We start from the raw sequence: 21,378 nt of genomic DNA on the forward strand, positions 1-21,378 counted from the left end.
TATCAAGGTGTTTTCATTATAAGCTCAAAACTCTCCGAATCAGCTCCAAGTATAAAAGGACTAACCTCGCCAACGCTATAAAGTTGCAATTCATGCATTGCGCGTGTGCAAGCAGTGTAGAACAATCTACGAACGCTCTCATCGCTGTACACATCTTTAGAAGCATTGTAAATAATAACAGCATCAAATTCAATACCTTTCGCTAAGTAAGCAGGGATTACGACAATGCCTTGCTCATACTCGGCTGAGTTACTCTTCACGAGTTTAATATTATCGATATGATTAAGTGCTTCGTATGCAGCTGCGCTTTCAGCTGCAGATTTACATATAATTGCGATCGTATTGTGCTGCTCTTTTTGTAGTTCAGCAACTTTGGCAGTAATACGTTCGTGCAGTTCGTTGACATTCGATACTTTCGTCACTGTAGGTTTCTCGCCGTCACGTTCAAAGGCGTGAATGTTCTTGCCTTCCGGTACGAGAGCACGTGTAAATTCAATAATCGGTTTTGTTGAGCGGTAGCTACGAGTTAAGTTAATGCCGTTTGTTTCGTCTGGACCGTATAAATTTGTAAGTGTATCGAAATTAACCGTTTCACTCGCATGAGCAAATATCGCTTGGTTAAAGTCTCCGAGTACAGTCATTCTTGCAGCAGGGAAGAGACGTTTTAAAAACTCGAACTGAAACGGCGAATAATCTTGCGCTTCGTCTACGAGTACGTGTTTAATCGATCTGTTCGTTTGGAAGCCTTCAATTAATTCTTTTAAAAGTAAGAATGGAGTCGCATCCTCGTAATATAGTTTTCCTTCATCAAGCATGTTTACTGTTAAGGAGCAAATGTCATCCCACTCTTTCGGTTTTTTCTCAGTAACCCATGATGCATCTGTGAAAAGTTGTTTATATATGCCTGTGAAATTGATAAAGCGTAATGTTTGAACGCCTTTACGCAGTGGCTTCAATTTTTTACGGACAATCATACGTCCAAGTACTCTCGTTTCTTTTTCAAAATCATTAAAGGAGTTGTCGTCAAACTCGCCTTTTTTCTGTAAATATTTATAAGCTTTTTGGTATTCATCTTTACTAAGTAATTCAATTTCTTCTTCTACCCAAGGCTTTTTCAGTTCTGCTTTTTCAAGTACATCTATTTGCTTATTTAGCCAATCCGTTAACTTCTCAATTCGACTATGGAAGCGGAGGGAGGAGTCGGTATTGTAAAATTGTTCTGTAATTTCTTTCGCAGAAACAATCAGTTTTCCTCTAAATTTCATTCCTCTAAATAGCATGCCTGAAGATTCAAGAGATTGTCTGTACGCTCTAATCATCTCGAAAAATTGAGTGGATGCTTTAAATCGGATGCTCGCATTTCTCGTTTTATAGGTAGGATTATTCGTTTCAGTTAACATATATTCTAATTGTTCATAAGGATCTTCAACTTCAAATGACTTACTTAGTCTATGATTTAAATATTCTTGGAATGTAACTTGCTGCATATTTTCTTCGCCGAGTTCAGGTAGTACGTTAGAAACGTAGCTATTGAACATAGAGTTAGGAGAGAAGAGAATAATTTGATCTGCTTTTAGCCATTCGCGATATTTATATAGTAAGTAGGCGATTCGTTGCAATGCAGCTGATGTTTTACCACTACCAGCGGCTCCTTGCACGATAAGGAGTCGGCCTTCATCGTGACGGATAATTTCATTTTGCTCGCGCTGAATCGTAGCAACGATGCTTTGCATATGTTTGTTCGTGCCTTTTCCAAGCGCTTGTTGCAAGATTTCATCACCAATTGTAAGGCTCGTATCGAACATAGAATCAATCTCGCCATTTTGAATAATGTATTGTAATTTTTTCTCCACATTACCGTGGATTACGCCGCCTGGTGTACTGTATTCAGCAGGTCCTGGTGGATAATCATAGTACACACTCGAAATAGGTGCGCGCCAGTCATATATAAGGAAGTTTTCTCCGCTTGCATCAGTAAGTGTAGCGACGCCGATATAAATTTGATCCGCGGCAGATTCTCCTTCTTCTTTGAAATCAATTCGTCCGAAATAAGGTGCTTTATGCATGCGTCTTAATGCGGCAAGTCGATTAAAGGTGTGCTTATGGGTAATTTGTGTGACAGCTAGTGACTGAGCTTGTTGTCTTAAGTTGATAACTGTTTCAAGATAATCATCGAAAGTATCAGTATTCACTTTCACGTCATCCCAAAAGTGTTTACGAATATTGATTACTTCTGCTCGGCGTCTGCCAGTTTCGTTTTCCAGTTTATCAATTTGCTCCGTAATTGTTTCAATTACGGTATCCAATCTTTTTTGCTCTAGATCAAGTTTTTTGTTCATACGGTAAGCACTCCTTTAAAAGTGAAAAATAGAGGTTGACTGAAGATGTGTTTTGGTGTAAAATTAAGATACGGATAAATACGTTCCTTTTGTTTTATAAAACGTGTTTCTGTTCTAATTTAACATAGTTTTTTCATTTAATCAATGATAATAAGATAAACCTTGGTTCTACGTGGCGTGGATCAAGGTTTTTTTGTGTTTGAAGAGGAGTCACGCTTGTTGTCGTTTTTTGTCGGTAAGTCGATATATTTCGAAAATCGCTGATATAATTGGAGTTGCGCTGATATATTTTGAAAATCGCCGATATAATTGGAGTTGCGGTCGATATATTTGAAAAATCGCCGATATAATTTCATTTACCGAATCTAGATATAACTACTGAGAGAAGAGGAGATAAAAAAAGCTCGGGCCGAAGCCCAAGCTTTTTTTACTTCATTATTTCTTTTCGTCTTTCTTAGCGTCAGTTTTCTTCTCTTCGAAAAGATCTTTTAAATCTTTATCGTCAACTTTTACGTCAGCTTTTTTGATTTCTTTCATCATAAGATCGTTCATAAATTGAGCATCTTGTGTTTTTTCTTGAACTAGTGATTTTTTAATATCAGCTTTTGCTTTATCGAAAGTTGCATCTGCGTGATTATCAGTTACTTTAATAATATGGTAACCAAATTGTGTTTTTACAGGTTCGCTTACTTCACCTTTTTTCAACTTTTGAGCTGCTTCTTCAAATTCTTTTACCATTTTCCCTGGTCCGAAGAATCCTAAGTCGCCACCTTTTTCTTTTGAGCCTGTATCTTCAGAGTATTGTTTTGCTAATTCTTCGAAAGATTTACCTTGAGCAAGTTCATCTTTCACCTTTTTAGCAGTTTCTTCATCTTTTACAAGGATATGACTTGCTTTAATTTCTTTTTTATAATCCTCGAATTTTGCTTTTACATCTTTATCAGTAATCGATTGTTCAACCGCTTTTTCTTGAGCTAATTGAGCACGCACACTATTTTTAATAGTTTCTTCTTTAATACCTTGTTGTTTCATTAGTGTATCGAATTGATCACCGTATTGTTTTTTCATTTCATCGAACTTTTTGTCTACATCTTTGTCTTCAACTTTGTAGTTTTTAATAAGTACTTTTTCCATAACCATGTTGTTTAGTACTTGTTTACCAGCTTGTGTCTTCATTTGATCGTAGAATTCTTCTTTTGTAATGTCACCAGCTTTAGATGTAACAATTTTGTCTGATGATGATGTTCCACATGCTGATAATGCGATTACACTTGTTGCGGCTAAGGCAAGCATAGCTTTCTTCATTCGATAAACACTCCTACTATTATGTATTTTTAATTTATCCTACACCAATGAATTTTGATTCATAAGAGCCCGATTAAGTCTCACTGATACTTTTGCTTTTTTATATTGGTAAAGCGCGCTTAACAGGGCTTACCGTGGCTGAGGATAAAGTTTTGATGAATGTTTTGTTCTATAGTATAAGCAATATGTACAAAATTTAATATATCATATTTCGACGCGTTTTCATATTGATAAAGAAAAATTAACCAGCACGTGTCAGATTTTGAAAGTGTGCCATATTGGGCGTATGCCGCATATACAGAATAGAGGAGGGGATGGGGATGAATTCTCAACTTATTTTATTACTTGTACTGTTTATTTTATTGGTTATTGTAGGTATAATTTGCTTATAGAGGAAAAAAGTGAGGAAGGGGCTTTCCTTCCTCACTTTCCATGAAATATAATTTCTATATAACTAGAAATTAATAAAATTGTTATACATACATTAATAACCCGAAAGACACCGGGCTGGCGGCTCGCAGCTATTTGTTTTCGTTCACACAGTGTATGTGTCATGAAATTCGTGTAAAATATAACAAGAAGTGCGAATGCGACAAAAACAACTGTTATAAGTGTCATGAGGCGAGACCTCCTTTTGGCTAAAATACATATACATATATTGTATCACACGATATTTTGTTCGTGTTACAAAATTCAGAAATAGAAGACTTTGTGTTAGAAAGTGAGGGAGAAAATGGACGTTGTTAGAAGATTAGAACAAGCTGAATACTATGTAGACCTACTATTTAAAATGATTGATGAAGAGAAGTGTCCATTTTATTCTTTGATCATAAAGAAAAAAGCTCGTAAAAAAGATATTGAACGTATACTAAATCTTTGTGAAAAACTGAACGAGCAATATGTAGTGGAGAAAGCAGAAGGGCTTCTTTTGTTCGATGCGCTGTTAGATCAATTTGAAAAAGCGCTTCCACATCAGCTCGAAGTACACGAAACTGCGGAAGCGCTAGCAAAACAAGGTTTATTTAAGCCGCTTATGAATGAATTCTTAAGCATGATTGCGAAAAAATAAATAGATTATTTCTTAACTAACTTTTGATCGGATTCTGTAAAGTTCTCTTCAATATCTTCTAATGATTTCTCAAAAATATCGATAAAGTCTTGTCCGTAAATGTTACGCAGGATTGCAATCAGTTCGATATTTTCTGGGAACTTCCCATAAAAATTACGAAGTGCAAGAGCCCCATTAAACACTGAATTATTTTCAGGATCATACTCTTCCATTAAGCGAAGTAGTAATTCTTCCCCTTTGTCTGTAATTTCAATGTACGTATTTCGTTTATCATCTTCCTTTTTTGAGAATACAAGATAGCCGCGTTCTTCCAGCTTTTTCGAGAAGTTAAACGCTGTTGATACGTGCATAACTCCAAACTTAGCAATCTCAGAAATAGAAGCCCCTTTTAAATGATAAGCGATTGTTAAAATATGATGTTCATTAATATTTAAATCGTAAGGTTTAATCCACTGCTGCCAATCTTTCTCTACACATTTCCATAACGCTTTCGATAATTGAGCAATGCGTTGGCTGAAAATCATCGCTTCTTTTACCGAGTAATCTTTTTCTCCACTTTTCATTTACTCACCCACTTTAACATTCTTTTTTCATTACTATCTATTATGCCAGTAAAATAAAAATTAATAAAGTCTTTTTGTGAGAATTGTGAAAATTTTTCGGAAAAATGACATTCTATACAAATCATGCATAACTATGGAAGCGTTTTATGAGTCGTGAATACATACGTTGTCCTTACATGTTAAGTGATAACATATATTGTAAATGCATAAAAACACGGCATATCTATACGATATGCCGTGTCAAGGTCAATTTATATAAAAAATATTTGTTATATGCAAAAAACTAAGCAGGAATTTGTTTACGCTTTTTCTGGAACAGCTTCTTGTAGTTTCTCAATTGACTTTTGGATGTCCAAAATTTCTTTCTCAATATGGCGCTTGTTTTGAGAAATATCTTGCTTCCAGTTAGAAAGCGTGTCTTGCATGTCATCTTTTAATTCTTGAAACACTTCTTTACCTTCTGAAGCAGTTTCAACAATTTGACGCTTTAATAATTTCGTATCGGCTGTAATATCAGCTAAAGTCTTTTTAATATCATTTCCTTTTTCTTTTAACTTGCCGCGCATGTCTTTACCAGAAGAAGGAGTTGAGAAAAGAACAGCTAGTCCAGCAACTGCTCCGCCGCAAATAACACCTGTAATAAAGGATTTAGCTTTTGACATAAAAGGAGACCTCCTTATTTTTTGTTCGTATTCATGATGGGAAAAATATGCATATCTTTCTTATATGTGCTATGCACAAACAATCATCCCTGAGCATTTTAAGTAAAGAAACAAGCCATGCGGAATTTGATGACTTCAGGGAACTGGCTTGTTATGTATTACGCCTTCTTATAGTGTCATTATTTCACACTATTTGCAATTGTACTTGCGATGTTTTGTAAATTTTCCATAGTGTATTCATTTTGGTGTGATTTCCAAACAGCACCGAAACCATCTTTTTCACCGTAGCGTGGAATTAAATGAAGGTGGAAGTGGAACACAGTTTGTCCAGCTTTTTCACCGTTATTGTTAAGTAGGTTAAAGCCAACTGGATTAAACTCTGCTTTAATCGCATTTGCGATTTTTGGAACGACAGAAAAAATGTGTGATGCGATTTCTGGCGTTAACGCAAAAATGTCTTGTTTGTGAACTTTTGGAATAACAAGAGTATGTCCTTTTGTTACTTGACTAATATCTAAAAATGCAAGCACATGTTCATCTTCGTATACTTTTGAGCAAGGGATTTGCCCGTCAATGATTTTACAAAAAATACAATTGTCTGCTGTATGATTCATTGATCTCATCCTTTCAAATATCCTTAGCCGTATTTTACCATAATTACATAAGAGAACAAACACGAAAAACAGGAAGCTGACTCAGCTTCCTGTTTTCTGAAGAGGGATTGAAAAAGCATTATCGTAATTTACGTTTCGCAGACACCTCATTTATTTAAGAAATGCACGGTAAATCGGCTAAAGTTTCTGCCGTAGACACCCCATTTTCAAGTGAAATGAATTGCAATCTTTTTTAAAATGAAATTGTTTATTTTTTAAAACAGTATATGCTCTTTCAGAGACACCCCGTTTCGAAAATGAAACAAATGATCTGGTTATGTGTAAATTTCATTGTCCAACTTGGACACCCCATTTCATGATGACTTCACTATGTTGTTGTACTCATCAATTGGTGGTTGCTTTTTCAATGTGTTCCTTCTTCAATAATTATGATGTCCGCTTTCGGAAAAATATATGCTAATAAATTTAAAAATTTTTTTTGAGTACATGGATACTATGTAGTACAGCATAATTTTTGGTAAGATGAATATAGAATGAATACTAATGAAGAAAGTGGTGTCGTATGAGCGAGTTATTGCGTGTAGAAAATGTTACAGGAGGATATACGAAACGACCTGTATTAAAAGACGTTTCGTTCTCTGTTAATAAAGGCGAACTTGTCGGCTTAATCGGTTTAAATGGAGCTGGTAAAAGTACGACGATTAAACATATTATCGGTTTAATGGAACCGAAAAAAGGAACTGTCACAATTAATGGGAAAACAATTCGTGATGATATGACAGCGTACCGTTCTAGCTTTTCATTCATTCCGGAAACGCCGGTATTATATGATGAATTAACGTTAGAAGAGCATTTGAAATTAACAGCTATGGCGTATGGGGTTGATGAAAAACAATATGAAGAACGTGTAGGACAACTACTACAAGAGTTTCGTATGAAAAATCGTTTAAAATGGTTTCCATCTCATTTCTCAAAAGGAATGAAACAAAAAGTAATGATTATGAGCGCATTTTTAGTGGAGCCATCTCTTTACATAGTAGATGAACCTTTCGTTGGATTAGATCCGTTAGCGATTCAATCCCTTCTTCAAATGATGGACCAAATGAAAAAGAGTGGTGCCGGTATTTTAATGAGCACACATATTTTAGCGACGGCAGAGCGTTATTGTGATTCGTTCATTATTTTGCATCAAGGTGAAGTAAGAGCGAAGGGAACGCTATCTGAACTGCAATCACAGTTTAATATGCCAGGTGCAACGTTAGATGATATTTACATCGCGCTAACAAAGGAAGAAGATTATGAATAGCACAGCGTTATGGAAAGAACGATTTCGTCACTTTCTAAAAGAAGTTCGTACATATAGTAAATACGTATTTAATGATCATTTGAAATTTATTTTCGTGTTCATCATTGGTGCGGGAGCGTATTATTACCAGCAATGGTTACAAACGTTAACACCTTCGTTTCCGGCGGCGCTCGTAATGGCAGTATTAATTGGACTCGTGTTAACGGCTGGATCCATTCAAACGTTATTAAAAGAAGCGGATCTCGTTTACTTACTGCCAGTTGAAGAAAAATTAAAACCTTACTTCACAAAGGCATTTCTTTTTACATTTATGATCCAGTTATACATAATCGCAATTGTAGCAGCTGCGCTTGCTCCGTTATACTTCCAGCAAATGAAGCAAACAGGAGCTGGCTACATATGGATCGTACTTGCATTTGTCATCGTAAAAGCGTGGAACTTATTTGTAGCGTGGGAAAAGTCATTTTTAACAGATCAAAATATACAAAGAGCGGATTGGTTCATTCGTTTTATCCTAAACGGTTTATTTGTATATTTCCTTGTAGAACGTACTTCAGTTCTTTTCATTGGTGGAATCGTCCTTCTCATGGTGTTATACCTTGCTATCATGCATCAAATGGTAAAGGGAAAGCCACTAAACTGGGAGTATTTAATTTCTGAAGAAGGTAAGAAGATGATGCTGCTGTACCGCATCGCGAACATGTTCGTTGATGTACCAGCATTAAAAGAAAGAGTAGCACGCAGAAAATGGCTCGATTTCATTCTTTCGATAATCGGTGAAAAGCGTACATATTTATACTTATATACGAGAACGTTTTTAAGATCAGGTAACTATTTTGGATTATATGTGCGTTTGCTCGCTCTTGGAGGAGTTATTCTTTACTTCATTCCATTTTTATACGGGCGATTTATCGTAAGTTTTATCTTCCTATATTTAATCGGCTATCAGCTCTTAACTTTATGGAAACATCACCGCATGAAAATTTGGCTTGATTTGTATCCAGTACGGGGAGAAGAGAAGAAGAAAGATTTTCTTACTTTATTAAACGCGGTTCTAATCATCGGGAGCGTAATCTTTACAGTTATATTTGCACTAGCAACGAAAGATTTCATGATGACAGGAATTTTACTTATCGTAAGCATATTATTTAGTATCGGTTTTGTTTACCAATACGGGGCGAAGCGCATTGAGCGTTTAAATTGAAAGGAATGAACCTATGATTACATACGAAGAGAAGGTTATAAAAGAATTGGAGCAGTGGAAAGCTACATTCATGAAAGATTCTTCTATGATGACACGGTTCTCCAAAAAAGTGCAGACGAAAGTGCAACAGCTCATTCCGGCGAAAGTACAAAAAGTGCTAACAGAGACGATCCGGATGATGGTGCAAACGATCAGCGCCGGGTCAAACTTTATAAAGCCGAAGCTAAAAGAGACGACATGGTCACTGCAAAGACGTGACGATGAAGTACGTAAAAAAATGGATGAGTACAAAAAAATAGCAGCGGCAGAAGGGGCTGGGACGGGGGCTGGCGGTATTCTCCTCGGTCTTGCTGACTTTCCGCTTTTACTCGGCATTAAAATTAAATTTTTATTCGATGCAGCGACATTGTACGGATTTGATACGAGCAACAAAGAAGAGCGCCTTTTTATCCTTCATGTTTTTCAGCTTGCCTTTTCAAGTGATGATCACCGAAAAGAAATATGGAAAGCAATCGAAACGTGGGATACAGAAGAAGAAAATCATATGGACTGGGAAAAGTTCCAAACAGAGTACCGAGACTATATCGATTTAGCCAAAATGCTGCAGCTCGTACCAATAATCGGTGCCCCGGTAGGCGCATATGCGAACTATCAACTACTGCAAAGACTCGGAGAAGTGACGATGAATTGTTATCGTATGCGATTGCTGAATAGAGATTAAAAACAAGGCGTCCTACATGTGTAACGTAGGACGCCTTTTCTTAGAAGCTAAGTCCGATATAGCTAATTCCAGCTATAATCAATACGATAAAAAGTACAATGATTAATGAAAATCCGCTCTTACCAGCTTGTCCCGCTTCACCGCCGCCATTACCACCACTACCGCCATTACCACCAAGTCCCATATGATATCCTCCTTATTCTTATATGTTGCTTTTACTTTATAACTTTCTATATTTTCCAATAAATACCTTCTGTAGTGCTAACCAAATTGAAAATCATTTCGTTTTGTTTTATAATTTACTTACCGAACGGTAAGTAAAAATAAGTGAGGTACAGTATGACGAAGAATTTACAAACATCGCAAAACATTGTAGAGGCTTCATTTAAACTTATGGCAGAACACGGCATTGAGAAGATGAGTCTTTCCATGATTGCGAAAGAGGTAGGTATTTCAAAACCGGCTATTTATTATCATTTTTCTTCTAAAGAAGCGTTAATCGATTTTTTATTTGAAGAAATTTTCTCTGGATATCATTTCGTGAGTTATTTCGATAAAGAGCAATATACGAAAGAAAACTTTGCAGAAAAGTTAATTGCTGATGGTTTACATATGCTCTCTGAATATGAAGGGAAAGAAGAGATATTACGCGTTATCAATGAATTTATCGTAACTGCATCGCGAAATGAAAAGTATCAGAAACGCTTATTTGAAATACAAGAAGATTTCTTAAATGGTTTCCACGATTTATTGAAGAAAGGCGCAAGACTTGACGTAGTGTCACAACATGAAACGGAAGAAAATGCTCATACGCTAGCACTCGTGATTGATAATATGAGCAACTATATGCTCATGGGATTCCAGTTAAAGTATAAAGAAATTTGGATTCGAAATGTGAAAAACGTCATGAAGGAGGAGTAAAGATGAAAATGCAAAAAAACTGGTGGCTCGGTTTTCTTGGATTTATTGGGGTTTATAAAATACCAGGTATGATTGAAGCTTTTCAAGCGGATGGAAATTGGATGAAGTTAATCGGTTTCATTTGGCTACTTTGGTTCGGATATTTTATTCCTGAGAAGAAAGAAGATTGAATTTCAATTTTCTGTAAAGTTACGTAAAATATAGATTGAGAGTATTCATATATTAGATTACTAGATTTGGAGTGGTTACATGGATCCATTGAAAAATGAAATTCACCCTGACATGGTCAAGGTGTGGAAAGCACGTTCTTTAATTGAGCTAGGAATCAGTATTATAGTCATTTTGGCATATCTTTTCTTTATGATTAAGTTTAATTGGTGGGCTTGGATTTTCTATGTGCTCATCGGATTAACAATTGTATATACACCGTTTGATTACTTTACGTTTCCGAAACTACGTCAACGTTATTACAGCTACCAACTAAATGAAGAAGAACTTGAAATTCAGCATGGTCTTTTCGTCGTAAAGCGCGTATTAGTACCGATGATTCGTGTGCAGCACGTTACGATTGAACAAGGGCCAATTATGAGAAAATACGGATTAGCAGAATTACACATTTCAACAGCGGCAACTTCTCATAGCATCCCAGGTTTAACGATGTATGAAGCTGAAATGTTGAAAACGAAAATCGCAGAATTAGCGAAAGTGAGTGATGAGGATGTATAAGAGGCAGCATCCAATCACGATGTTATTAGAATTAAAAATAACAGATTTTATACCACTCATTATTTTTCTTTTTAGCTTAAGGGGAAAGTTTCCATTTTGGTATTTAGTTCCTATTGGTTTTGCGTTGATCACAATTATTTCAGCTATCGTAGGCTGGTATTACAAAGTATACTGGGTCGAAAATAACGTATTACATGTGAAACAAGGTCTCTTTGTGAAAAAGGAGAGCTACTTAAATAAAGAACGTGTTCAAACAATTAATACAAGTTCTAACGTACTATACCAAATGCTCGGTTTGAAAAAAATTCAGATTGAAACAGCTGGCGGGGGCGATGAAGCAGAAGTTAGCTTAGCTGGAATTACGGTAGAAGAGGCGACGGAGCTTATTACTTTGCTAAATGAGCCAACTCCAGAAGTGAAAGCAGAAAAAACGTTAGACGAAGCAGCAGAAAATACAGTAGAAAAAGCAATTGTTACAGAGGAAAAACAAACGACAGAGTACAAGTTAACGTGGAAAGAGATTTTAATAGCGTCTGTTACATCTGGTCAATTTGGAGTATTGTTCTCTTTAATCTTTTTCGTTTATCACCAAGTAGATGAGTATATTCCGAAATGGATAAAAAATAGTGTGACGTCATATGTAATGGACCACGATATATATGGCTGGATTTACATGGTAGCTATTTTACTTGTCGTTTCTTGGATGATATCTACAATTGGCTACGCGTTAAAACACGGTAACTTCACAGTGAATCGAAAAAATGATGAAGTCCGTATTTCGCAAGGGTTACTGGAGAGAAAAGAACTCGTACTAAAATTGCACCGCATTCAAGGGATTACGATAAAAGAAGGCATTTTACGCCAACCGTTCGGTTATTGTGCTGTGCAAGTAGAAGTCATTCAAAGTGAAGGGAAAGAAGAAAAAGTTACACTGCATCCTATCATTCGAAAAGATCGAGTGCAACAATTACTCGCGCATTTACAATTACCATACGAACTGAATGCAAGTATTACTTCGTTACCAAAAGCAGCATTGCGCCGCTATCTCATTGATAGTTTTATCTTTTTCGCTATGCTCGCAATCCCGCTTACTGGAATAAGCATATACTTTGAAAAGTATTACATCATGTGGGCATTACTACCGCTCGCAATCCTTATCTTTACACTTGGATACGCAACATTTAAAACAAATGGCTACAGTGTTAACGGAGAACAAATTACACTTGTCTATCGTAGCGTCGGAAAATATACAGGACTTATTAGAAGAAGACACGTCCAATCAATGGAGAAGACACAATCATATTTCCAGCGCCGTGCGGATTTATGTACGTATAAGTTTTCGAGTGCATCATCTAGTTACAAAATAGAGCATACGAGAGTAGAAGATGCGGAGAGAATGCAGGATTGGTATAAGAAGAAAATAAATGAGATGTAACTTGAGAAAGCTTGCCTATTATGAAAGGCAGGCTTTTTTGTTATAGGGAAAAGATTGGTTTAATCCATATATTAGTACAACTACAGTATATGAAAAAAGGTAATTAGCTTCTATTTAAGGGAAATCTATGGGGTTTTTGATATAAATGGTATACTAAAATATAAATAGTATTAGGAGGTTATATATGATAAGTCAGTTGAAAAGAGAAGCACTTGATGCATTAAAAGGAAGATGGGGATTAGCGGTAGGGGCAACCTTATTAATTGGAATCCTTATTGGAGCTGTTGAAATGCTAACAACAGGTATTTTCTCGATATTTTGGGGTTGGGAAGAAGCAAGTGATTCACTTACAGTAAGTATTATAGTAATGCTTGTTATTGGTCCATTAACAATAGGTGCCTATTATCTTGTTTTAAATGCAATTCGTGGGACTGATGCTCGCATTGGTCATATATTTAGATGGTTTAGCGATGGAAGTAAGTTGATGAAGTCGTTTTTAACATATTTACTAATGTATGTATACTTGACTCTATGGACATTACTTCTTATTATTCCAGGTATTATTAAATCATTTTCTTATTCTATGACATATTTTATTTTGAATGATCATCCAGAATATACAGCGAATCAAGCGATTACTGAGAGTCGTCATATGATGAATGGACATAAAATGGATTACTTTTTACTATGCTTAAGTTTCTTAGGTTGGTTCATTTTAAGTATTCTTACTGTAGGAATCGGTTTCTTATGGTTAGCACCTTATTTCTACGCGACATCAGCCGCATTTTATGAAGAGATTTCAAAAGAATATTATAAAAAAGAAGGCACTACTTTCTAATAAAACATATAAACTATCTACCCTAAAGAATGTAGGGAGCAGATAGCAGATGGTTTAGGTGTTTTGATATTTGTCCTATTTTCGGGATTCACTTCAGGATAAGGTATAGATTTTTATATAGAAATGCTTCCCTCTATGTTTTATCATAGAGGGTTATTTTTTTATGTAAAAATGATAGGAAATAATGAATAATATATGTAAAGAAAAAAGCGAGGTGAATGAGAGTGAGCAAATTTTTAATACCGTATTCATTTTCTATATTAAGTTTCTTTATTTCAGCAACAGCACTTGATTTATATGATAGGATGGGAAACGATAGTGAGCTGGTTTCGCCGAACATAATTGGAAAGATAATTCAATCTACTGCGCAAATGGGAGTCCTTACATTGTATTTCGGAGTACCTATTATTTTAGGTGGCTGTCTACTTGGTGAGCTATTGTTTAGAGGTATCATTTTACGATTTAAACTAAGCTATATTATATCTTTATTATTATATCTATTTTTAGCTTTTAGTATTGTTTTCGTAACGGTAGGCATTCCAACTACATATGAAGATTCTAATACATTTTTCATGGGGATAACTATGATTTGTGCTGTTACATTCTTTGTGGGTCGGAATATATGGGAAAACAAGTTAATAATGGAGTGACAAAATGAAATACACCTGTCCATGTTGCGGATATAAAGTTTCACTTTATTGGATCAGTTAGAAAACCGACTAGTGAAGATGTGAAGGATGCTAGTTGGCAGCGAATTTGTTAAGTAGAATGTTATTACTCAATTTAATGGGAGTAATAACATTTTTTATTTAGTACTGAAAGAATTAATGCTGTCTTAAAGTAATAAGAAGGAATAAATCGGTAAATTTTATTAATGGATATATTTTCAATAAATACAAAAGTATAGATGTATAGTCAGCTTTGTGTATTTAATGTTATCATATTGAATGATATGGAAATTTTTAATAGAATAAGTAACTAAAAATTCAAAGGTAATGAAGCTTTTGTTGTATAAAGAAAATACTTAGTAGTAATCAACAATATTAAAAATAAGATTCGTATTTATATAAATTTAGTAGAAATGGGGTTTTAAAAAGGAATGAGTATAAGCATAACGCGGCAAAAGATTTTGACGGCCGCTTCTCAAATTGTACAATGTAAAGGGGTTGCTAAATTAACCTTGGAAGCAGTGGCAAAAGAGGCGGGTTTAAGCAAAGGTGGATTATTGTATCACTTTTCAAATAAAGAAGCTTTAATAGAAGGTATGATAGTCCGAGGGGTAGAGGATTATGAAGGGGCCATTTACAATAAAGTAGCGGAAGACTCAGAGAGGAAAGGGAGATGGGTTCGCTCTTTTGTAGAGGAAAGATTAAGTAATGAGAGAAGAACAGAAGAGTTGTCTAGCAGTATGATGGCAGCACTCATGTTAAAACCTGAATTACTTGAGCCATTACAACAATCATTTCAGCAACTGCAAAAAAATATAGAAAATGATGAGATAGATTCAGTTTGTGCAACAATTATTAGATTAGCAGCAGATGGATTATGGTATTCGGAATATTTAGGGGTTGGAAGACTAAGCCCCGAGTTAAGAGAAAAAGTAATTCAAGCTCTTATTAGTAATTCATATAAATAGAATATGCGAACTATATAATTTTAAAATAATTCACCATTGCTTCTTTAATGTAGTGGTGAATTATTTTTTTTATTAGAAAAATAGAACAATTTTATAGAGTATTGAATTATAACCGTCCAGACGGTATAGTAATATTTGGTTTAAGAGGAAAATGAAACAAAAAAAGAATAAAAGATATTTTTAGCACACTATTCGAAAGGATAGGCCGCAAAGCTTAGAGTCTACGGTAATACATATTGGTTACTAAGATCGTCTGGTTGCACATTTTTGATGCAACCGGACGATCTTTTTTTGTTATATAAATATAAAAATTTAGGAGGGAACTATGCAAATGAAAAGTACTAAAAGACATATTTCAATGGTTTCATTAGTTTTTCTAGTATTATTTTCAGTGCTGAATGTGTGGGCTCCAGTTATTCAAGCTGCTGTGATGAAAAGTCCAGTGGACGAAATTAATATTTCCCGTACTGATGGCACGACATCTGAACCATATCAAGCCTCAGATGGTATGAAAGTAGAAGTGAAGTGGTCAGCTAAAGAAAAAATAAAAAGTGGAGATCAATTCACAATTGATATGCCAAAAGAGTTTCGAAAAGACCTTATGAATATGAGTTTTCCTTTAAAAGATGCTGAAGGAAAAACAGTTGGTACATGTGAGATGAAAAAGGGTCTATTAACGTGTACTATGGGTGATTACGTAGAAGGAAAGAACAACATTAAAGGTTCTTTATTCGTAGAATTCTACTTTGGTCTAGAAGCATATGATGGTGTTAAAGAAATTCCATTAGAATTTAACGTTGATGGTCAAATCGTAAATAAAGAAGTAAATGTAAGTAATACGACAGAGAGACCGAAGCCACAACCCAATACGGAAAATCTATTGAAATGGGGTTCTTATAATCAAGAAGATCCGTCTATTGCTGATTGGCTTGTATATGTAAATGCAACTGGAACAGAAATGCAAGATCTTAAATTAACAGATACATTAGGACCTGGGCATGAGTTAATTACAGACAGCGTAGTATTAGAAGAGGCTGTATTTGAAGATGGTTATGCACCAACAAATATTAAGCCAGCAAATTTATCTAACATTAAAATAAATGCAACAAAGACTGGATTTACAATTGAATTTCCAGACAGTTCAAAAGGCTATATTTTAAGATATAAAACAAAGGTTACAAATCCTGCTGCAAAACCTCATAAAAATACTGTGAAATTAGAAGGTAAAAATATTAAAACTGAAGAAAAAGTAGGACAAGTATTTGTGAGTGGTGGGGGAGGATCCGGTTCAGGTGACAATAATCCACCTAGCATTGAAAAAAATATAGTTGATGAGAATGGCAAGCTTGTAGAGAATGAGCAGCTAACACAAATGGATCAAGTTATTCAATACCAAGTTGGTACACATATACCGAACGATCCTCCTAAATACACATCTATGGTAATTAGTGATGATTTAGAAGATGTTTTAGAAGTATTAGAGGCAAAAGTGTATGATAAAAATGGCCAAGATATTACTTCTAAAGGGACGTTAAATATAGATAAACAAAGAAGTGAAGTAACATTTACGTTTGGTGAGAATTTTGATTATAAGTCATATGAAGACCAGATAATTAATCTTAGTATCAAGGCGAAAATTAAAAATAATGCAGACTTATCTTCTTACGTAGATAAGAAGATTCCTAATAAAGCGGAATTACATTTTGATGATAAAACATTAACATCAAAAGAAGTAACTATTACACCGCCTGAAGCTCCAAAAGATGGTACAGTATCGCTTCATAAAATAGATTCTGAGAATCCGAACAAAGGGTTAAAAGGTGCCGAATTTGAAGTTCGAAATAGTGCAAATGAAGTTGTTGCAAAACTGACAACGGACGAAAAAGGTTTTTCAGTACCTCAAACTTTAGCTCCTGGGACGTATAAAGTTTATGAAACAGTAGCACCAGAAGGATATCAAAAATTAACAAGCCCAGTAGAGGTTACACTTCAAGCTGGAGAAACAAAAACAATTGAAATTAAAAATACTGTGCAAAAGGGTCAAATTGAAATAAAGAAAATTGATTCGGAAAATGGTGAAAAACCATTAGCAAATGCAGAGTTTGATATAGTAAAAGACGGTGTAGTAGTCGAACATATTGTTACAGATAAAGATGGTAAGGCAATCTCTAAACCGTTAGCACTAGGAAAATATATTTTAAAAGAAACGAAAGCGCCTGAAGGCTACCAATTAAAAGAAACAGAGTTCGAAGTAAGTGTAACAGGGGACGGCATATTCCCAATACAAGTGGAAAATGCAATGGTAGACAAAGGTAATATAGAAATCACAAAAGTGGACAAAGAAAACGGGGCAGTATTAGCGGGTGTCGAATTTGAAGTCCAAGATGAGAAAGATGGAGTAGTAAGAAAAGTAGTAACAGATAAAGATGGAAAAGCAAACGTTTCAGATCTATCAGTAGGAAAGTACAAATTAGTAGAGACGAAAAGCTTACCAGGTTATAAAAAGCTAACAGAACCAGTACCATTTGAAATTACAAAAGGTATGACAAAAGCTGTATCGATAAAAGTAGAAAATGAGCAGTTAGACAAAGGCTCAGTAGAAATTACAAAAATAGATAAAGATAGCCAAAAAGTATTAGAAGGCGTAGTCTTCGAAGTGCAAGATGAGCAAGGCAAATTAGTAACTGAAGTAAAAACAGATAAAGATGGTAAAGCAAAAATCTCTGATTTATCAGTAGGGAAGTACAAATTAGTAGAGACGAAAAGTTTACCAGGCTACAAAAAGCTAACAGATTCAGTATCATTCGAAATTACAAAAGGTATGACAACAGTCCTATCGTTAAAAGTAGAAAATGAACAGTTAGATAAAGGTTCAGTAGAAATTACAAAAATAGATAAAGACAGCAAAAAAGCATTAAAAGGCGTAGTTTTTGAAGTGCAAGATGAAGCTGGAACAGTAGTAAAGGAAGTAAAAACAGATAAAGATGGTAAAGCAAAAATCTCAGATCTATCAGTAGGAAAGTACAAATTAGTAGAGAAAGAAAGTTTACCAGGCTATAAGAAACTAACAGATCCAGTATCATTTGAAATCAAAAAAGGCATGACCGAAGTTCTATCATTAAAAATAGAAAATGAAATGGTAGATACGGGAAATATAGAGATAACAAAGATAGATAAAGATAATAAAGCACCGTTAGCGGGAGTAACATTCATCGTCCAAGATGAAAAGGGTAATGAAGTTACAAAAGTAACGACAGATAAAGATGGAAAAGCAAATGTTTCAGATTTACTTGTAGGAAAGTATGAATTAGTAGAGGTAGAAAGTTTACCTGGTTATAAAAAATTAGAAAAACCAATATCATTTGAAATCAAAAAAGGCATGACTGAAGTCCTATCATTAAAAGTAGAAAATGAAATGGTGGATACAGGGAATGTCGAGATAACAAAAATAGATAAAGATAGTAAAGCACCATTAGAAAATGTTGTATTTGAAGTACGTGATTTAAAAGGAAAAATAGTTGCGAAAGTAACAACGGATAAAGAAGGAAAAGCAAACGTTTCAGATTTATCTATCGGGAAGTATGAGTTGGTAGAAGTAGAAACACCGGCAGGATACAAACCACTAGAAAAGCCAATTTCATTTGAAATTGAAAAGGGGAGAGTAACAGCGCTAAAGCTAACAGTAGAAAATGAATTAGTGGATACAGGAAATGTAGAAATTACAAAAGTAGATAAAGAAAATAAAGATGCTTTAGCTGATGCAGTCTTTGAAATTCAAGATGAAGCAGGGCAAGTAGTCGCTAAAATAACGACAGATAAAAAAGGACAAGTACAAGTTACTAATTTATCAGTCGGCACATACAAGTTAGTAGAAGTAAAAGCACCAAAAGGATATAAACAATTAGTAGATCCGATTACTTTCCAAATTGAAAAAGGCATGACAAAATCTCTTGCTTTAACAGTAGAAAACGAAATGTTAGACAAGGGAAATGTAGAAATCACAAAAGTAGATAAAGAGAGTCAAAAAGTATTAGAAGGCGTAGTCTTCGAAGTACAAGACGTACAAGGCAAAGTAGTAACAGAAGTAACGACAGATAAAGAAGGGAAAGCAAAAATCTCAGACTTATCTGTAGGAAAGTACAAATTAGTAGAGAAAAAAAGCTTACCAGGTTACAAAAAACTAACAGAGCCAGTATCATTCGAAATCAAAAAAGGTATGACAGAAGTCTTATCATTAAAAGTAGAGAATGAACAGTTAGACAAAGGCTCAGTAGAGATTACAAAAGTAGATAAAGATAGTCAAAAAGCATTAGCAGGTGTAGTCTTCGAAGTACAAGATGAAAAAGGCAAAGTAGTAACAAAAGTAACGACAGATAAAGAAGGAAAAGCAAAGATTGCTGATTTATCAGTAGGAAAATATAAGCTAGTAGAGGTAGAGAGCTTACCAGGATATAAAAAACTAGCGAAACCAGTATCATTTGAAATCAAAAAAGGTATGACAGAAGTCTTATCACTAAAAGTAGAGAATGAACTAGTAGACAAAGGCTCAGTAGAAATCACAAAAGTAGATAAAGATAGTCAAAAAGTATTAGAAGACGTAGTCTTCGAAGTACAAGACGAACAAGGAAAAGTAGTAACGGAAGTAAAGACAGATAAAAATGGTAAAGCAAAAATCTCAGACTTATCTGTAGGAAAGTACAAATTAGTAGAGAAAGAAAGCTTACCAGGCTACAAACAATTAACAGAACCAGTACCGTTTGAAATTAAAAAGGGTATGACAGAAGTTCTATCATTAAAAATAGAAAATGAAATGGTAGATACGGGAAATGTAGAAATTACAAAAATAGATAAAGATAATAAGGCACCGTTAGCAGGTGTAGTCTTTGAAGTTCAAGACGACAAAGGCAAGGGAGTAACGAAAGTAACGACAGATAAAGCTGGAAAAGCAACAGTTGCAGATTTATCAGTAGGAAAGTACAAGTTAGTAGAAGTAGAGAGTTTACCAGGCTACAAAAAATTAGAAAAGCCTGTACTATTTGAAATTACAAAAGGTATGACAAAATCTTTAGCGTTCACTGTAGAAAATGAAATGGTAGATACGGGGAATGTAGAAATCACAAAAATAGATAAAGACAGTAAAGCACCATTAGAAAATGTTGTATTTGAAGTACGTGACTCAAAAGGCAAAGTAGTTGCGAAAGTAACAACGGATAAAGAAGGAAAAGCAGACATTTCAGATTTATCTATTGGAAAGTATGAGTTAGTAGAAGTAGAAACACCAGCAGGCTACAAACCACTAGAAAAGCCAGTTTCATTCGAAATTACAAAAGGTATGACGAAAGTCTTATCATTGCAAGTAGAGAATGAACAGTTAGACAAAGGTTCAGTGGAGATTACAAAAATGGCCGCTGAAAGCAAGGAAGTCTTATCAGGAGCTGTGTTTGAGGTTCATGATGAAAAGGGAAAAGTAGTAGTGAAAGTAACAACAGATAAAGATGGAAAGGCAAAAATCACAGATCTATCTGTAGGTAACTACACACTAGTAGAAGTAGAAGCACCAAAAGGATATGAAAAATTAACTAATCCAATTCCATTTGAAATTACAAATGGAATGATAAATGCAGTTCAATTAGAAGTATTAAACAAATTGAATCATTTAGCGCCACCAGGCCCAGAAACACCAGATCCAGAAAAACCTGGAACACCAGATCCAGAAAAACCTGGAACACCAAATCCAGAAAAGCCTGGAACACCAGATCCAGAAAAGCCTGGAACACCAGATCCAGAAAAGCCTGGAACACCGAATCCAGAGAAACTTGAAAAAGAATTACCGAAGACAGGGCAGAAAATGCCTGTGGAACCATATATGGGAGCACTTCTTGTAATGATGAGTTTTGGATTACTAATATTAGGTAGAAAACAGCAGAGATAATAAAGGTGAAAAGGTATCCTCAAAGTAATTGAGGATACCTTTTTTATGTCAAATAAAAAAGTATTTAGCAAAAGAACTCGATACAAATAAAAACAAAAAGGAATACA

The 21,378-nt window shown here is 34.9% G+C and carries 19 protein-coding genes and 1 riboswitch; of the genes, 12 read left to right on the forward strand and 7 right to left on the reverse strand.

Features of this window, described 5'->3' with window-relative positions:
- Positions 1–2: 2 nt before the first annotated feature.
- The 3 genes from helD to BHV55_RS05640 form a co-directional block, all read right to left on the reverse strand.
- A complete protein-coding gene (gene helD, locus BHV55_RS05630) occupies positions 3–2,339 on the reverse strand; it encodes an RNA polymerase recycling motor HelD (RefSeq protein ID WP_069605163.1) in 2,337 nt (778 codons plus the stop codon).
- Between the two features lie 435 nt (positions 2,340–2,774).
- Positions 2,775–3,644 carry a peptidylprolyl isomerase PrsA gene (prsA, locus tag BHV55_RS05635; protein WP_069605164.1) on the reverse strand — a complete coding sequence of 290 codons (870 nt, stop codon included), beginning with the start codon at positions 3,642–3,644 and terminating at the stop codon, positions 2,775–2,777.
- Between the two features lie 423 nt (positions 3,645–4,067).
- A complete protein-coding gene (locus tag BHV55_RS05640) occupies positions 4,068–4,262 on the reverse strand; it encodes a hypothetical protein (protein WP_000172690.1) in 195 nt (64 codons plus the stop codon).
- Between the two features lie 115 nt (positions 4,263–4,377).
- On the opposite strand from BHV55_RS05640, the gene BHV55_RS05645 reads away from it, so the two are divergent.
- Positions 4,378–4,713: a DUF1878 family protein gene (locus tag BHV55_RS05645; RefSeq protein WP_000383655.1), complete on the forward strand. Its 336-nt coding sequence runs from the start codon at positions 4,378–4,380 to the stop codon at positions 4,711–4,713.
- A 5-nt stretch (positions 4,714–4,718) separates the two neighbouring features.
- Here BHV55_RS05645 and BHV55_RS05650 read toward each other — a convergent pair whose 3' ends face one another.
- The 3 genes from BHV55_RS05650 to BHV55_RS05660 all read right to left on the reverse strand — a co-directional run bounded on the left by BHV55_RS05650 (position 4,719) and on the right by BHV55_RS05660 (position 6,552).
- Complete coding sequence (locus BHV55_RS05650) at positions 4,719–5,276, reverse strand: HTH-type transcriptional regulator Hpr (RefSeq protein WP_000834924.1); 558 nt, start codon at positions 5,274–5,276, stop codon at positions 4,719–4,721.
- A 299-nt stretch (positions 5,277–5,575) separates the two neighbouring features.
- The gene (locus tag BHV55_RS05655; protein WP_000030302.1) at positions 5,576–5,938 is read right to left on the reverse strand and encodes a YtxH domain-containing protein; all 363 of its coding nucleotides are present in this window, start codon (positions 5,936–5,938) and stop codon (positions 5,576–5,578) included.
- 179 nt (positions 5,939–6,117) lie between these two features.
- Positions 6,118–6,552, reverse strand: a complete 435-nt coding sequence (locus tag BHV55_RS05660; RefSeq protein WP_001016835.1) for an HIT family protein — start codon at positions 6,550–6,552, stop codon at positions 6,118–6,120.
- Positions 6,553–7,114: 562 nt separating this feature from the next.
- Here BHV55_RS05660 and ecsA point away from each other — a divergent pair.
- Genes ecsA through ecsC form a run of 3 tightly spaced genes read left to right on the forward strand, consistent with a single transcriptional unit; the run spans position 7,115 to position 9,783 of the window.
- Positions 7,115–7,858, forward strand: a complete 744-nt coding sequence (gene ecsA / locus BHV55_RS05665) for an ABC transporter ATP-binding protein EcsA (protein ID WP_001292603.1) — start codon at positions 7,115–7,117, stop codon at positions 7,856–7,858.
- The gene (gene ecsB / locus BHV55_RS05670; protein ID WP_048568203.1) at positions 7,851–9,062 is read left to right on the forward strand and encodes an ABC transporter permease EcsB; all 1,212 of its coding nucleotides are present in this window, start codon (positions 7,851–7,853) and stop codon (positions 9,060–9,062) included. Before ecsA ends, ecsB begins: the two co-directional genes overlap by 8 nt.
- A gap of 13 nt (positions 9,063–9,075) precedes the next feature.
- On the forward strand, positions 9,076–9,783 hold the full coding sequence (ecsC, locus tag BHV55_RS05675; RefSeq protein ID WP_000634139.1) for an ecs operon protein EcsC: 708 nt from the start codon (positions 9,076–9,078) through the stop codon (positions 9,781–9,783).
- A 40-nt stretch (positions 9,784–9,823) separates the two neighbouring features.
- On the opposite strand, the gene BHV55_RS05680 is transcribed toward ecsC, so the two are convergent.
- On the reverse strand, positions 9,824–9,967 hold the full coding sequence (locus BHV55_RS05680; RefSeq protein WP_000522758.1) for a YjcZ family sporulation protein: 144 nt from the start codon (positions 9,965–9,967) through the stop codon (positions 9,824–9,826).
- 155 nt (positions 9,968–10,122) lie between these two features.
- Here BHV55_RS05680 and BHV55_RS05685 point away from each other — a divergent pair, with 155 nt between their 5' ends.
- The 8 genes from BHV55_RS05685 (at position 10,123) to BHV55_RS05720 (ending at position 21,271) form a co-directional block, all read left to right on the forward strand.
- Positions 10,123–10,704 (forward strand): TetR/AcrR family transcriptional regulator, encoded by a 582-nt coding sequence (locus BHV55_RS05685; protein ID WP_070757238.1) that lies wholly within the window; start codon positions 10,123–10,125, stop codon positions 10,702–10,704.
- Positions 10,705–10,706: 2 nt separating this feature from the next.
- The gene (locus BHV55_RS05690; RefSeq protein WP_000783813.1) at positions 10,707–10,874 is read left to right on the forward strand and encodes a hypothetical protein; all 168 of its coding nucleotides are present in this window, start codon (positions 10,707–10,709) and stop codon (positions 10,872–10,874) included.
- Between the two features lie 79 nt (positions 10,875–10,953).
- Positions 10,954–11,430 (forward strand): PH domain-containing protein, encoded by a 477-nt coding sequence (locus BHV55_RS05695; protein ID WP_000371346.1) that lies wholly within the window; start codon positions 10,954–10,956, stop codon positions 11,428–11,430.
- Positions 11,423–12,865: a PH domain-containing protein gene (locus BHV55_RS05700; RefSeq protein ID WP_000278202.1), complete on the forward strand. Its 1,443-nt coding sequence runs from the start codon at positions 11,423–11,425 to the stop codon at positions 12,863–12,865. Before BHV55_RS05695 ends, BHV55_RS05700 begins: the two co-directional genes overlap by 8 nt.
- A 184-nt stretch (positions 12,866–13,049) precedes the next feature.
- Positions 13,050–13,703, forward strand: a complete 654-nt coding sequence (locus BHV55_RS05705; RefSeq protein WP_000625400.1) for a DUF975 family protein — start codon at positions 13,050–13,052, stop codon at positions 13,701–13,703.
- Positions 13,704–13,927: 224 nt separating this feature from the next.
- Positions 13,928–14,353: a hypothetical protein gene (locus tag BHV55_RS05710; RefSeq protein ID WP_070757237.1), complete on the forward strand. Its 426-nt coding sequence runs from the start codon at positions 13,928–13,930 to the stop codon at positions 14,351–14,353.
- 449 nt (positions 14,354–14,802) lie between these two features.
- On the forward strand, positions 14,803–15,339 hold the full coding sequence (locus BHV55_RS05715; RefSeq protein ID WP_009327226.1) for a TetR/AcrR family transcriptional regulator: 537 nt from the start codon (positions 14,803–14,805) through the stop codon (positions 15,337–15,339).
- Between the two features lie 172 nt (positions 15,340–15,511).
- Positions 15,512–15,604, forward strand: a riboswitch (cyclic di-GMP riboswitch).
- A gap of 60 nt (positions 15,605–15,664) precedes the next feature.
- Positions 15,665–21,271 carry a SpaA isopeptide-forming pilin-related protein gene (locus BHV55_RS05720; RefSeq protein ID WP_070757236.1) on the forward strand — a complete coding sequence of 1,869 codons (5,607 nt, stop codon included), beginning with the start codon at positions 15,665–15,667 and terminating at the stop codon, positions 21,269–21,271.
- The last annotated feature ends 107 nt before the right edge of the window (positions 21,272–21,378 follow it).

The sequence above is a fragment of the Bacillus sp. RZ2MS9 genome, from assembly GCF_001816185.2.
Classification (GTDB): domain Bacteria; phylum Bacillota; class Bacilli; order Bacillales; family Bacillaceae_G; genus Bacillus_A; species Bacillus_A cereus.